This window comes from Clostridium sp. AM33-3, assembly GCF_003480315.1.
In the GTDB taxonomy this organism is placed as follows: Bacteria; Bacillota; Clostridia; order Lachnospirales; family Lachnospiraceae; genus Brotaphodocola.
Window position 1 is genome coordinate 20,573 of the sequence record NZ_QUIV01000021.1, and the last position, 13,704, is coordinate 34,276.

Here is a 13,704-nt window from a genome sequence, read left to right on the forward strand (position 1 = left end):
CTCCGGGGGGAACGAAAATTTCCCTATACCGGAGTGTTTTTACTTTTCGGGAGATACTATAATCATAGAAACAATACAGGAGGAGAGTTCATGGAAGAGAACAAAGCACTTGTGGGTCATGTGCATTCCCTGGAGACCTTTGGCCTGGTAGACGGACCGGGCGTTCGCACCGTTGTATTTTTACAGGGCTGCCGCATGCGATGCCGTTACTGCCACAATCCGGAGACCTGGAGCATGTCCGGCGGCGAGGAGTGGAGCGCGAAGGATCTGTTTAACCGGGTTTACCGCTACCGCACCTACTGGAAGAACAATGGCGGTATTACCGTCAGCGGAGGCGAGCCACTCCTGCAGATCGATTTCCTGCTGGAGTTCTTTGCGCTGGCAAAGGCAAAAGGCATTCACACTACACTGGATACCGCAGGCAATCCTTTCACCAGGGAAGAACCGTTTTTCGGTAAGTTCCGGAAATTAATGGAACTGACGGATCTGGTCATGCTGGATTTTAAAGAGATGGATGGCGTGCGCCATAAAGAACTGACAGGTGTTGCGAATGACAACATTCTGGATCTGGCAAGGTATCTTTCCGACACCGGAAAAGATATGTGGATCCGCCATGTGCTGGTACCTGGGCTCACCGACCAGGAAGATGATCTTAAGGCTATGCGAGGTATGCTTGATGAATTAAAGACCGTGAAAAAGGTAGAAATCCTGCCGTATCACAGTCTGGGACTGTTCAAGTGGCAGAATCTGGGAATTCCGTACACGCTGGAAGGTGTACCGGCTCCGACGAAGGAAGAAGTGGAGCGGGCCGAGAAGCTTCTGGGAATTGTCAGATAACTGGCTGACAGGTCATCCGGTTGTTGACCGGAAGAGCAGTTAAGCGGATAATCTGCTGTTTGGCCAGCAGGAGTAATCTGCTACAGTTCCTGGTATCGTTCTTCCAACAGTTTCCGTATGCAGGGGTAGAGTGGGTTCAGCGCCTGCTCTTCTCTCCAGACAAGCAGCCCTTTTACAAAAAATGGTTCCGGCAGAGGAATATGGAGCAGGTCTGCTTCTATTATATGAAACAGACTTTCCGGAAGAATGCTAAGTCCCTCTTTTTCGCAGCAGAGGCGTGCGGCTTCCTGATACGTGCTGGTTTTGACGATGTTTGGGCAGTCAGCCAGCCCGGTTTGTTCCATGGCTTGTTGCTGTAGGGATGGGAAAAGGGAAAAATTTTCTTTCATAAAAACGCGGTCATACTTCCAGGAGCCTTTGGATTTCATTCTTTCGATTAGATCCATTTGCTGATACCGGGAGCGGGATGCGGCGAGAAGATAGGAATCCTGGTGAAAGATCTGCTGAATGCAGGGCTTGGAAAACATGGTCCGGGTATTTACGATAAGCAGGTCAACGACATCATTTTCCAGAAATTGCCAGGCATTTTCACAGTCTCCGGCTGTGAGTGTAAGCCGCGCCTGCGGATAAAGTTTCAGGACTTTTGGCCAGATGTCTTTCAGGAACATGTTTCGCATGGTGTATTCAATATAGATACGGACATTTTGAAGAGCAGTCTGCTTCAGGGAGGTTAAAGCATCCTGAAGCTCCTGCTCTGTTTTTGCAATCTGCTTTGCGGTCTCCAGCACGATTTTTCCGCGTTCAGTCGGAAGAATAGCAGATTTGGAACGCGCAAAAACCGGAAAACCAAGTTTTTCTTCAAAGATTTTCAGCTGTTGGGAAAGTGCTGGCTGGGAAAGCAGGCAGCGCGCTGCCGCGCGGCTGATGTTCTGTTCTTCTTCAATGGCCAGAAGGTATTCGTAAATTCTGGAATTCATAAGCAGTCTTCTCCATATTCTCTCAGAATTTGTCTGGTGTTTTCGTCCGGACACAAAAATTCAGAATTTGCCTGGTGCAGGCGTCGGTATTCCAGATAAATAAAAAATTTTTCCATTGGGGTCAGAACATGCCCTTTGCGAAAGGCAAATCCTTCGAAAAGAGTGGGCATACTTGGAAGTGAAAAATAATGGAGCTGTGGAAGACCAAAAGCGCTTGCTTCATCCAGGAAACCGGCATAGCTTCCTTCTGCAAGCAGATGTTCGTTTGTCAGGCGATTCGAAGTTTTGAGCTGAATATTGAACTTCAGATGATTCTGTTCCAGAAAACGGCTGACGCGTTCCCCGATTACGGTTCCGATATCTGGGAGAATAAACGGGGCATCTTCCATGGCAGAAAGCTCTGAAACGGATAAGGCAGCAGGCGCGGTGGCAGTACCTCCTTTGTCATAGAGCGGGTGAAAACTGGGAATGCCAAGCAGGATCTGTTTCTGTTCAAGAGAGAAAAACAGGTAGTCGGATTTTCTTTGAAGTTCGCAGTCATCGATCATCAGAAGAATAAAATCCAGCTGATGGGCGAGAAGCTTTTCATGCAGAGAGGCAGATCCCTCGTTTGTCACCGAAACCTGAATGTATGGATACTGCTCCAGAAGATACGGATAAATATAGGCAAGCGCAGCGCCTCCACGGATGGGCGGAATCCCGAAACGTACTTCGTTTGGAGAATCCTGTTCCAGAAGAGCCAGCTTTTGATGAAGCTGGGATTGCAGCAGCTGGATCTTGCGTGCGCTTTTCAGATAAATCTGTCCGGCCTGGGTCAGGGTATAGCAGCCGGAAGAGGTGAGAAAAAGGCGGATCCCGGTTTCTTCCTCCAGATTTTTCAAGTAGCGGCTCAGCACGGACTGTGAGACATGAAGCGTCCGGGCAGCCTGGGAAAGTGTTTTATTTTCAGCGATGGCAATGAAGTAATCGTAGTGGAGTGTGTTCACGAGTCTCCTCCTGAAAAGCATCTGAGTTGCTGTCAGAAATACGGTGGAGACAGTAATTCCGCGTATGGACAGAGATGCTATGCTTTTTTCTTATAGTATTATGTTTAGTATATATTAGAAAATCCGAAGATTCAAGCGTATGATGGAACTATAAGAGGTGCTGGGTACGCATGTGTAAACAGTAACCTGTTGGAATCAGGCCTGGATTCAAAATCATTACGATGCAGTTTTCTTATGGTACAAGGGAGGAGGCAACAAAAAATGAACACACAACTGATCATTACCCTGGCGGTGCTGGTATTCATGGCAGTATCGTTTATGGTGAGAAAAATATCATTCGGTCTGACTGGCATGATCTGCATGCTCGCACTGGCAGTGACCGGAGTCATAGATTTAAACACGGCGTTTTCCGGTTTTTCCAATAAAACCACAATTCTGGTTGCAACTATGATGCTGGTAGCTGGTTGTATCGGAAAGACAAGTCTGGTAAGCGTAATCCGCAAGCGGATGTCTTCCATTCAGGAGAAAAGCGGAATTTTCCTGCTTTTGGCGATTCTTGGTTTCACCATTTTATTGACCCAGCTGATCGGTATGACTGCCCTGATGTCTGTCATGCTGATGTTAGTCGTTACACTGGATGATGACAGTGATCTGGCACAGTCCAGAATTTATTTCCTGATCGCAGCGGTCAATGCAGCCTGGTTCGGACGTTTTCCGATCGGTATGGGTGCAACCCTGCCGATGATCCATAACTCTTACTATGAGGGGCTGGTAGCAGAGCATCCGGAATTCCTGCTTGGTGTATTTGACTATATGAAAGTGGGACTGATCCCGTCCATCGTGTTGACGATCTACTGCTTGTTTGCATGGAAGCTGATTCCAAAGACAAAGATGGACGTGAATGCGATGCAGCACACCAACAAAGATACAAAGGCATCCCAGCTGACAAAACGTCAGGAGCAGATTGTCTGGGGCGTATTTGGAGTCATCATGCTGGCATTTGTATTTTCTACCCAGCTTGGAAATCTGGTTTATCTGCTTCCGATCGCAGGCTGCATTATCCTGGTGCTGACCGGTGTTGTTTCCAGTCAGGAAGCTTCCTGCACACTTGCCGGTGACATGGTATTCTGCGTAGCGGGTGTTCTGGTTGTTTCTTCAGCGCTGAACTCTTCCGGTGCAGGTCAGCTGATCGGTGATTTTGTGCTGAAGCTTTTGGGAAGCAATCCGTCCAGCATCCTGGTTATTACGGTGTTCTGTGTTGTTACCGTGATTATGACTACGTTCTTAAGCAACAATGGAACCATTGCGATCATGACACCGATCGCAGTTTCGACGGCACTGGCCGGGGGCATGAATCCAAAGGCAGTTGTTTTGGTTGTATTCGGTGCATCCTGCCTGGCGATTGCATTCCCAACCGGATGCGCCGCAGCGATGATGGCATTCTCCATTGGAAATCATAACCCGATGAAGCTGCTTCGGTTTACGCTGCCGTTTTTGATCTTGGGATCTGTTTCCCTGATCATTTCCGCAAGTATTTTTTTCCCGGTTTACAGTTAAGGAGGTAAAGTGATATGACGAAAGAGTTGCTTCAGGAACAGCTTGAAATCCTGGATCGCACCAATATGCATAAAAACGCAGCAAAAGAACGCGTGATCCCGGAAAGCTATCTGGCTTACAAAAACCAGGTGGAACAGAAAGAGACGATGCTTGAGAGCCCGTCAACCGGTGTGCCGGTGCGGTGTGTGATCACAAAAGCAAACAATCTTGAGAAAGATGCCCCGCTGTTTATTAATCTGCACGGGGGCGGATTTGTCCATCCGCAGGATGGAGATGACGACCTGTTCTGCGCCAGGGTGGCAGCCGAAATCGGTGGAATTGTAGTGGATGTCGATTATGCGGTAACACCGGAATATGTATTTCCAACGGCGTTTGAGCAGGTCTGGGATGTGGCAGAATGGGCTTTTGCACATGCAAAAGAGCTTGGCGCAGACTCGAACCGGATTTCCATCGGCGGTCACAGCGCTGGAGGTGCGCTGACTGCAGCCATCTGCTTGCGTGCAGCAAAAACTGGAAACATGAAATTTGCGCTTCAGATCCTGGATTATGCGGCACTGGATAATGCAATGTCGTTTGAGCCGGGCGGAAATGAACGCAGCCGCGCGTTCTCCATGCTTTACTGCGATGGAAATGTACGTGTATTAAAGAGCCCATACTGTTCTCCGGTTTTTGCGTCCGGTGAAATGTTGAAAAATCAGCCGCGCACCTTGATCATCAACGCAGAGCATTGCCCGTTTCGGACGGTTACCGAGCGTTATGGACAGCGGCTGGCACAGGCCGGAAACGAAGTGGCATTTCGGCTTTTCCCGGGAAGTGCCCATGGATTTACCATCCGCATGACAGGAGCATGGTTAGAAGCCCAGGACCTCATCATACGGTATCTGAAAAAAGCAGAGTACAGGGAGGTAAAGTAAGATGACAGAGGAGAGAAAACAGGAAATTCTCGAAATCATAAGAAATACAAACCGGAGACCGGCACAGACCGGCAAACCGCTGTACCCGGAAGAAATTATGGCATATCCCAATCTTTGTGAAGAGATGGAAAGCATCAGCCGCACCGTGGATGGCTTTTCCTATCGCATGGATATTCTTCGGGCAAAGAACCGGGGAGAAAACTGCCCGCTGTTTATCAATATCCATGGAGGCGGATTTATTGGTCCGCACCGGGAAAACGATACTTATTTCAGTGCGTACATGGCAGATCAGATTCATGGAATTACGGTAGATCTGGACTATACCATTTCTGATGCAGCACCATATCCGGTGGCACTCCATCAGTGCATGGATGCGCTGGATTATGTGGCAGAGCATGCAAACACGTGGGGCGCGTCGGCGAAAGATATCAGCGTTGGCGGTTACAGCGCCGGCGGCGCCCTGACAGCAGCAATGGGAATCTGCTGTGCAGAGCGCGGCGGCTTTGTGCCAAAACTTCAGATTTTGTGTTATCCTCCGCTGGAATACCGTATCCCGGATCAGTACAAGATCGATGCTTACGACCGCCAGATTGGAATGGAGCGGTGCAAGGCATTTGCAGATCTCTACTTCGATGATAAGAAAGAAAATTTTGAGGATATTCATAATTCTCCGCTTTATGCGCCGAGAGAGATTCTGGCAAAGCAGCCAAAAACCCTGATTCTGTCCGCAGGTCTCTGCAATTTCCGTTATGAAGACGAAGATTACGCGATCTGCCTGGCAGACGCAGGTGCGGAAGTCATCTTAAAACGCTTCCCGGAAGCATCCCACGGATTTATTCCGCATTTCATGGATGGCTGGAAGGAAGCAGCTGACCTGATGGTGCGGGAAATCCTGGAAAAATGAGTGAATAATTTGAGCGTAAAACAATGGACCGTGGAAGTTGCCTTTGGTAATTTCCGCGGTCCTGTTACGTTAGGGATATTGCTATAATTTACTCATCGCAGCTTCATCGGCCACGATCGTGACATCATTATGCAGCTGCAGAATGGATGCCGGAACCTGCGGAGTGATAGGTCCGCAGATGGTGGCTTTTAATGCATCGGCTTTGTCTTCGCCGCTGACTACCACCAGAATCTTCCGGGCCTTCATGATGCTTCCGATGCCCATGGTGTAGGCCTGTCTCGGAACATCGTTTTCAGACTCAAAGAAGCGCTTGTTGGCATCAATGGTGCTTTCGGTCAGGTTGACGCAGTGGGTTTCGCGGGCGAAGGAGTCTGCCGGTTCGTTGAAGCCGATGTGGCCGTTGCGGCCAAGTCCGAGAAGCTGTAAGTCTATGCCGCCGGACTGGCGGATGATTTCCTCATATGCCGCGCAGGCTTTTTCCGGGTCCGGTTCCAGACCGTTAGGCACGAAGGTGCGGGTTTTATCAATGTTGACATGGTCGAACAGGTTGGTATTCATAAAATAGCGGTAGCTTTGCGGGTTTTCCGGGCTTAATCCCTTGTATTCATCCAGGTTGATGCTCATAACCCGGGCAAAATCCAGATCGCCCTTGTTGTACCACTCGATAAGCTGTTTGTAGGTGCCAATCGGGGAAGAGCCGGTGGCCAGGCCTAATACACAGTGCGGTTTCATGATAACCTGTGCGGAGATGATGTTAGCCGCTTTGCGGCTCATGTCCTGATAGTTTTTTGCTTTGCAGATATTCATAGTAAGTAATACCCCCTTATTATTATAAAATACCCCTTCCACCTTTAAGTATATCGGTTTTCTGCAGAAATACAATAGAAAAAACAGTTCAGCAAAAACTATTGTAATTCTGCGCAGAGTCAACTATACTACGCCCATAGGGGGTGCATACGCATGATCATTAAAAATGTAAAGGTTTACACAGAAGAACAGAAATTTGTACCTGGCGAAATCGTGGTTCTGGGAGACCGGATCACAGAGGTGCGTGCCGATGGGGAGAAGAGACAGACTGCCGCAGAAGCTCTGGAAACGGAGTCTTCAGTAAACGGATTTTCGGAAGCTGAAGAAGCGGAAGAGGTCGTGGTGGACGGGGAAGGTGCTTACGCCATTCCGGGTCTTATTGACCTGCATTTCCACGGTTGCGTGGGGGCAGATGTTTGCGATGGAACACCGGAGGCGCTGAAAAAGATTGCACAGTATGAGGCATCTGTCGGAGTTACAGCCATTGCTCCGGCTACCATGACGCTGCCGGTGGAGGAGCTGGAGCAAATATTGCAGAATGCGGCGGCTTATAAGCGGGCGCAGGACGAGCACAGGGCGGCGAATGCGGCAGCAGGCCAAAGTATGCAGAAGGCAGAACAGGAAGCAGACGGGATGCCGGAAGGAAAATTGGAATTTCCGGAGGCAGATCTTATCGGCCTGAATATGGAAGGCCCGTTCATCAGTCCGGTCAAGAAGGGTGCGCAGGATGAGAAAAACATTGTTCCCTGTAATGTGGAGATCGCAAAACGTTTCCTGAAAGCATCAGAGGGTCTGGTGAAATTCATCGGCATTGCGCCGGAGGAGAGCAGTGAGGCAGTTGCTTTTATTCAGGAAATGAAAGATTCCGTGGATATTTCCCTGGCGCATACCAATGCAGATTATGATACGGCCATGGCAGCATTCACTGCCGGGGCGAACCATGCGGTACATCTGTATAATGCCATGCCTGCCTTTACCCATCGGGCTCCGGGTGTTATTGGTGCAGTGGCAGACAGCAAACATGTGATGGCTGAGATTATCTGTGACAACGTACACATTCATCCGGCAGTGGTGCGGGCCACCTTTACCATGATGGGAGCGGACCGGATGATCCTCATCAGTGACAGTATGCGGGCCACCGGAATGCCGGACGGTACTTACACGCTGGGCGGTCTGGATGTCAGCGTGAACGGAAACCGGGCAACCCTGGTGGATGGCGGTGCACTGGCCGGTTCCGTGACCAATCTGATGGACTGCATGCGCACGGTAGTGAAGGTCATGGAGATCCCGCTGGAAACGGCAGTGGCCTGCGCAACAGCCAACCCGGCCCGGTGCCTGGGTGTGTATGATACCTATGGTTCCATTACGGAGGGAAAAAAAGCAGATATCGTACTGCTGGATGAAAACCTGGAACTGAAAATGGTGATCAAGGACGGTCAACTGCCATTTCTTTAAAATACCGCCACAGTGTGAGGTATTTCAAGGTGGATGGAGCACGGAAAAATTTTGAAGTGCGTGCCGCGTATTAAAAATGACAAGATGCGAAAAAGAACCTTGCCTGATGGATATATTTCCATCGGGCAAGGTTCTTTTTCGTTTCATGATAAAGCAATATTTTATTTCCAGATCATATTTAAGATCAGCAGCTCTAAGATACCGACACCTGTCATGACGAAGGATACGGCTGTCTTACAGCGGAGCTGGTCTTTGATCTCGGTTAAGCCGAACATACCATTGAACACCCAGAAGCCACTGTCGTTGAAGTAGCTGAATGCGATTGCGCCGATACAGGAAGCCTGTGCCAGCAGAACCGGATTTAAGCCCAGGGTTGTGATGAGCGGAGCAGTCAGGGATGCTGCGGTGGTGATTGCTACGGTTGCGGAACCAAGAGCCAGACGCATCAGGGCACCGATCAGGACCGGGATCAGGATAGCCGGGATCGGCCAGGAAACTACGGTAGCACCGAGTACATCGCCGATACCGCTGACTTTGATGATGTTTCCGAGAGCGCCGCCCGCACCGGTGATCAGCATGATCATACCGGTATCCTTGATGCTGTCGCCCATGATGTTCATCAGCTTATCCTTCGGGATATCTTTACCGATGCCGTAAACAGCAATGGTGGTACCAAGAGCCAGGGCTACGATCGGGGAACCTACCAGGGTAATGATGCTGTAAATGAAGCTTTCTTTGTCAACACCTGCGAAATCGCAAACGGTTTTGCTCAGAATGAGTACCAGCGGGATCAGGATCGGAGCAAGGGACTCGCCCAGGCCCGGAAGCTTTTTGCTGCCCATGATCTCATCTAACTGATCCATGGATTTTAAGTACTCTTTCTTGAACTCCTTGCGGTCGTAGGTACCATCCTCACGCGGGATCTGGTAGATCTTCTTGCCGACCCAGTGTGCATACAGCAGAGCTGCGATAAGGATCGGAACAGACATCAGGGCACCTGCGATGATCATCTGGCCAACATCTACGCCCATCATTCCGGCTGCGGTTAACGGACCCGGAGTCGGCGGAACCATTACGTGGGTACACTGCAGGCCGCAGGCCAGAGCCAGAGCCAGAGCGATAACGGATTTACCGGTTACGCGGGACATTGCCTTACATAACGGTGCGAAAATTACGATTGCGGAATCTGCGAAAACCGGGATGGATACCAGCCATCCGGTGATACCAAGGGCAAGCTCCTCTTTGCCGTTTCCGATTTTCTTGATGAAGGAATAAGCCATACGCTCTGCCGCGCCGGTCTTTTCGAGGATACCGCCCATCATAACGCCGAGGCCAATGATGATACCAGTACTTTTTAAGGTGTTTCCGAAGCCATCCTGAATTGCGGTAATGGCATCAGACGGGGACATTTTGCCGATCAGACCTGTGATCAGTGCAGCAAGCAGCAACGCGATGAAGGTGTGGGTCTTGGTCTTCATAACCAGGAAGATCATGATCGCGATGCCTAAGAACAGGCCAAGCAGCATCTGGGTTTCATGTGACATATTTCATACCTCTTTCTGTAGTGTGCTCACTTCGTATGCATCAAATATGGGGGGATGCATTTGCAAGGCCGCTGTTGCAAGGCTGCGAACGAAGTGATAAAATTATGACAAGAGGCATTATAGCGAAAATTGATACATAAGTAAAATTAACTGTACTTAGCCAACTCTTAAAATATTTAATATTTGTTCTTAAAATAATGGCGCTGAGTTTTCCCAGTATTCCCGTGCGAGCCGAATGAATTCCCGTGCACCGGAGTTTAAGTAAGCATTTTTCTGACAGGAAATAACAATTTCCCAGGAAGGACGTTCCGGCAGGGAAAAGCAGGCGACTCCCTCGGTGAGTCCCAGCGTATAATAGCGTGGAATGATGCCGCAGCACAGAGTAGACTGTACCATGGCGGCGATACCGCTGGTATTGTTGGTTTCAAACAGAATATTTGGGGCGAAACCGGCTTTCTCAAACAGCAGATCGCAGGAGGAACGAAGCGTGGAGGTCTTGTCCATCAGCACAAAGGGCTCATAGCGCAGCTCGGTCAGGTCCAGGGTTGCCAGTGGTTCGCCGGAAGGCGCAGCTTTTTCTGCCAGCGGATGCCCGGCTGGGATGATTAGTACCAGCTCCTCCTGCTTTAACGGATAGTAGGTATCGCTGGTCTGGTCCCGTCGTGCGAGGGTCATAAGACCTACATCAATCTCCCCTTTTGCAATGGCATCCTGCTGGGCCCGGACCCGCATCTCGATGGGGCGCACATCCAGGTTCGGAAAGCTGCGGTGCAGTTCCGGGTAAATAGCGGTGAACATGCGAAGTCCCCGTCCCGGTGTCAGGCCGATAGTCAGATGGCCTTTGCGGGCGCTGACAACATCGTAGATTCTGTTGTATGTAGTATTTTTAATCTGAAGAGCGGCTTTTGCACCTTCAATATAAATTTCTCCGGCTTCTGTCAGGCGCCAGTTGGTGCGGGAGCGGTGAAACAGAGGTGTGCCAAGTTCTTTTTCCAGCTTTAAAAGCTGCTGGTTTAAGGCAGACTGGGTGATGAACAGTTTTTCCGCAGCCTTGGTGATGTTGTTCTCCTCTGCAATTTTTAATATGTATTCGATTTGCTTGGTATCCATGTAAACCTCCCATGAACAAATGCGTCTGTATGTGTTTCTTCTATAAATAAAGCACATTTGATTATAGCAGTTTCTAAACAGAAAATAAACAAGAAAAATTATTAAGAGAAACATAAAAACTATTAATTTTACTTATTTGCATGAAGGTGCTATGATAGCATCAGTAAGAGATACAAAGAACTTCAAAATATCATTTATATATTATTCAAGGAGGGTATTCAAATGAACGCAATTCCTACAATTACTAAGATGGAAGTTTTCCCGGTTGCAGGACATGACTGCATGGAGCTGAACTTAAGTGGTGCGCACGCTCCGTACTTCACCCGTAACATCGTGATCCTGACCGACAGCACCGGTAACGAGGGTATCGGTGAGGTTCCGGGCGGTGAGAAGATCACTGCTGCATTAGAGCAGATTAAAGATCTCGTAATCGGTTCCAGCATCGGTGATTACAAGCAGACCTTAAACAAGATCCGCGCATGGCTGTCTGCAAACATCAAAGATGACAAGCGTGGTCTTCAGACCTTCGACCTGCGTGTAGGCGTACATGTAGTTACTGCAGTAGAGGCTCCGCTTCTTGACCTGCTTGGTAAGTTCTTAAACGTTCCGGCTGCAGCTCTGATGGGTGACGGAATCCAGAGAGATAAGGTTCGTTTCCTGTCCTATCTTTTCTATGTTGGAGACCGCAAGAAAACCGATCTTGAGTACGAGGAAGAGCCGGATGCAGAGTGCGACTGGTACCGTCTGCGTCACGAGGAGGCTATGACTCCAGAAGCAATCGTGGCACTGGCAAAGGCTACCAACGAGAAATACGGTTTTGAAGACTTCAAGTTAAAGGGCGGCGTTTTAGCTCCTCAGGAAGAGGTAAAGGCTGTTACCGCAATCAAGGAGGCATTCCCGAACGCACGTGTAGACCTTGACCCGAACGGCTGCTGGAGCTTAAAAGAGGCTCTGGAAGTTGCTCCGGACTTAAAGAAGGTTCTGGCATACTGTGAGGATCCGTGTGGCGCAGAGGATGGCTTCTCCGGCCGTGAGGTTATGGCTGAGTTCAGAAAAGCAACCATGATGCCGACCGCTACCAACATGATCAACACGGACTGGCGTCAGATGTGCCATGCAATCGCTCTGCAGAGCGTAGATATCCCGTTAGCAGATCCGCACTTCTGGACCATGGAAGGTTCCGTACGTGTAGGCCAGCTGTGCAACGACTTCGGTCTGATGTGGGGCTGCCATTCCAATAACCACTTCGATATCTCCCTGGCTATGGTTGTACAGTGTGCAGCTGCAATCCCGGGCAAGATGAACGGTATCGATACTCACTGGATCTGGCAGGAGGGCCGTGAGCGCCTGACCAAAGAGCCGATGCAGATCGTAGGCGGATGCATCGAGCTGCCGAAGAAACCGGGTCTTGGTGTAGAAGTTGATCGCGACCAGATCATGAAGGCTCATCAGCTTTACATGGATAAGTGCTACGGCAAGGGCGCTCGTAACGACGCTGTTGGTATGCAGTACCTGATCCCGGGCTGGACCTTCGATAACAAGAAACCGTGCATGGTTCGGTAATTGAATATTTCATAAAGTTTTATAAAAGAAATGCCAGGTTCCGGCAAGTTTCGGAACCTGGCATTTCTTTTTTGTAGTGGTATATAATAAAAGGATCAGAAATGATATGTCAGCTAAGCGGCGGGAACGTGTCATTTTCTCCAGTACTCCCGGCATAGCTCCAGAAAATACTGCTCTGCATGACTCAGATAGGCTCCTTTCCGACAGCACATGGTCACTTCCCAGCGCGGCTGTCCTTCCAGCCGGAAATAGACAACCCCCGGAGCTGTCTTTGCAAAAATCCGCGGCAGCAGGGCACAGCCCACCTCAGCCAGGACCATGCGGTATTTACTGACATTGCTGCTGGTGGAAAAGAGCACCTGTGGCTGGAACCCCGCTTCGCGAAAAAGAGCCTCCTCCAGCTGGAACATGGTGGACCGGCGGGTGATCAGGATAAACGGATCCTCCAGAAAACGGGACAGACTGATCGTGGGTGCATCCTCGGTCTGTGTACTTCCCAGCCAGGCCAGCGGATGGGAGGCGGGGACAGCAAGAAAAATTTCTTCCTCTGCCATGGAAAGATAGGTGTTGTCGTCCTTCTGGGATTCCACCAGTGTGATAAGACCAAGATCCAGCTCATTGCGTGTGATGAGATTCTGCATGGTCCGGACGTTGCACTCCACCGGCTCGATCCGGATATCCGGGAACTTCCGGTGGAATTCCGGGTAGATGGCAGTGAACATATTGACGCCGCGCTCCGGAATAAGTCCCAGGCTGATACGCCGGTTCCCGCTTTCTTTTAAATCCTGGATCTGGCTGTAGGCATCCTTTTTCAGGTTCAGGATCTGTCTTGCCGTATTTACATAAATTTCGCCCGCCGGAGTCAGGTGCCAGTCGGAGCGGGTCCGCACAAAGAGCGGGAGCCCCAGCTCCTTTTCCAACTTCTGCAGCTGCTGGTTTAAGGCGGACTGGGTGATAAAAAGTTTCTCTGCAGCTTTGGTAATGCTGCGTTCTTCACTGATCTGTATGATATATTCCATTTGTCTGGTATCCAACCGAAAACCCTCCTGT

General features: G+C 49.7%; 12 protein-coding genes. 6 read left to right on the forward strand and 6 right to left on the reverse strand.

What is annotated here, in order from left to right; genetic code table 11:
- Positions 1-90 precede the first annotated feature (90 nt).
- The gene (gene pflA / locus DW819_RS11855; protein WP_118733466.1) at positions 91-837 is read left to right on the forward strand and encodes a pyruvate formate-lyase-activating protein; all 747 of its coding nucleotides are present in this window, start codon (positions 91-93) and stop codon (positions 835-837) included.
- An 80-nt stretch (positions 838-917) separates the two neighbouring features.
- On the opposite strand, the gene DW819_RS11860 is transcribed toward pflA, so the two are convergent.
- Positions 918-1,814: a LysR family transcriptional regulator gene (locus DW819_RS11860; RefSeq protein WP_118733467.1), complete on the reverse strand. Its 897-nt coding sequence runs from the start codon at positions 1,812-1,814 to the stop codon at positions 918-920.
- Positions 1,811-2,800 (reverse strand): LysR family transcriptional regulator, encoded by a 990-nt coding sequence (locus DW819_RS11865; RefSeq protein WP_182432637.1) that lies wholly within the window; start codon positions 2,798-2,800, stop codon positions 1,811-1,813. The genes DW819_RS11860 and DW819_RS11865 overlap by 4 nt, the downstream gene beginning before the upstream one ends.
- A 261-nt stretch (positions 2,801-3,061) precedes the next feature.
- On the opposite strand from DW819_RS11865, the gene DW819_RS11870 reads away from it, so the two are divergent.
- Genes DW819_RS11870 through DW819_RS11880 form a run of 3 tightly spaced genes read left to right on the forward strand, consistent with a single transcriptional unit; the run spans position 3,062 to position 6,175 of the window.
- Complete coding sequence (locus DW819_RS11870) at positions 3,062-4,357, forward strand: SLC13 family permease (RefSeq protein ID WP_182432638.1); 1,296 nt, start codon at positions 3,062-3,064, stop codon at positions 4,355-4,357.
- A gap of 14 nt (positions 4,358-4,371) precedes the next feature.
- The gene (locus DW819_RS11875) at positions 4,372-5,271 is read left to right on the forward strand and encodes an alpha/beta hydrolase (RefSeq protein WP_118531613.1); all 900 of its coding nucleotides are present in this window, start codon (positions 4,372-4,374) and stop codon (positions 5,269-5,271) included.
- A 1-nt stretch (position 5,272) separates the two neighbouring features.
- Entirely contained in the window at positions 5,273-6,175 is a 903-nt protein-coding gene (locus DW819_RS11880; protein WP_118733470.1) for an alpha/beta hydrolase fold domain-containing protein, read from the forward strand.
- 81 nt (positions 6,176-6,256) lie between these two features.
- On the opposite strand, the gene nagB is transcribed toward DW819_RS11880, so the two are convergent.
- Positions 6,257-6,982: a glucosamine-6-phosphate deaminase gene (gene nagB, locus DW819_RS11885; RefSeq protein ID WP_118531616.1), complete on the reverse strand. Its 726-nt coding sequence runs from the start codon at positions 6,980-6,982 to the stop codon at positions 6,257-6,259.
- Positions 6,983-7,135: 153 nt separating this feature from the next.
- Here nagB and nagA point away from each other — a divergent pair, with 153 nt between their 5' ends.
- Positions 7,136-8,437: an N-acetylglucosamine-6-phosphate deacetylase gene (gene nagA, locus DW819_RS11890; RefSeq protein ID WP_118733471.1), complete on the forward strand. Its 1,302-nt coding sequence runs from the start codon at positions 7,136-7,138 to the stop codon at positions 8,435-8,437.
- A 161-nt stretch (positions 8,438-8,598) separates the two neighbouring features.
- Here nagA and DW819_RS11895 read toward each other — a convergent pair whose 3' ends face one another.
- Together DW819_RS11895 and DW819_RS11900 are read right to left on the reverse strand one after the other, a co-directional pair.
- A complete protein-coding gene (locus tag DW819_RS11895) occupies positions 8,599-9,981 on the reverse strand; it encodes a gluconate:H+ symporter (RefSeq protein WP_118733472.1) in 1,383 nt (460 codons plus the stop codon).
- Between the two features lie 189 nt (positions 9,982-10,170).
- A complete protein-coding gene (locus DW819_RS11900; protein WP_118733473.1) occupies positions 10,171-11,091 on the reverse strand; it encodes a LysR family transcriptional regulator in 921 nt (306 codons plus the stop codon).
- Between the two features lie 222 nt (positions 11,092-11,313).
- Between DW819_RS11900 and DW819_RS11905 the strand changes: the two genes are divergently transcribed.
- Positions 11,314-12,654: an enolase C-terminal domain-like protein gene (locus DW819_RS11905; protein ID WP_118531620.1), complete on the forward strand. Its 1,341-nt coding sequence runs from the start codon at positions 11,314-11,316 to the stop codon at positions 12,652-12,654.
- 131 nt (positions 12,655-12,785) lie between these two features.
- Here DW819_RS11905 and DW819_RS11910 read toward each other — a convergent pair whose 3' ends face one another.
- Complete coding sequence (locus tag DW819_RS11910; protein ID WP_147353175.1) at positions 12,786-13,688, reverse strand: LysR family transcriptional regulator; 903 nt, start codon at positions 13,686-13,688, stop codon at positions 12,786-12,788.
- Positions 13,689-13,704: the final 16 nt, after the last annotated feature.

Coding starts and splice junctions, on each gene's coding strand:
- pflA (WP_118733466.1), top strand. CDS start 91: ATGGAAGAGAACAAAGCACTTGTGGGTCATGTGCATTCCCTGGAGACC.
- DW819_RS11860 (WP_118733467.1), bottom strand. CDS start 1,814: ATGAATTCCAGAATTTACGAATACCTTCTGGCCATTGAAGAAGAACAG.
- DW819_RS11870 (WP_182432638.1), top strand. CDS start 3,062: ATGAACACACAACTGATCATTACCCTGGCGGTGCTGGTATTCATGGCA.
- DW819_RS11875 (WP_118531613.1), top strand. CDS start 4,372: ATGACGAAAGAGTTGCTTCAGGAACAGCTTGAAATCCTGGATCGCACC.
- DW819_RS11880 (WP_118733470.1), top strand. CDS start 5,273: ATGACAGAGGAGAGAAAACAGGAAATTCTCGAAATCATAAGAAATACA.
- nagB (WP_118531616.1), bottom strand. CDS start 6,982: ATGAATATCTGCAAAGCAAAAAACTATCAGGACATGAGCCGCAAAGCG.
- nagA (WP_118733471.1), top strand. CDS start 7,136: ATGATCATTAAAAATGTAAAGGTTTACACAGAAGAACAGAAATTTGTA.
- DW819_RS11895 (WP_118733472.1), bottom strand. CDS start 9,981: ATGTCACATGAAACCCAGATGCTGCTTGGCCTGTTCTTAGGCATCGCG.
- DW819_RS11900 (WP_118733473.1), bottom strand. CDS start 11,091: ATGGATACCAAGCAAATCGAATACATATTAAAAATTGCAGAGGAGAAC.
- DW819_RS11905 (WP_118531620.1), top strand. CDS start 11,314: ATGAACGCAATTCCTACAATTACTAAGATGGAAGTTTTCCCGGTTGCA.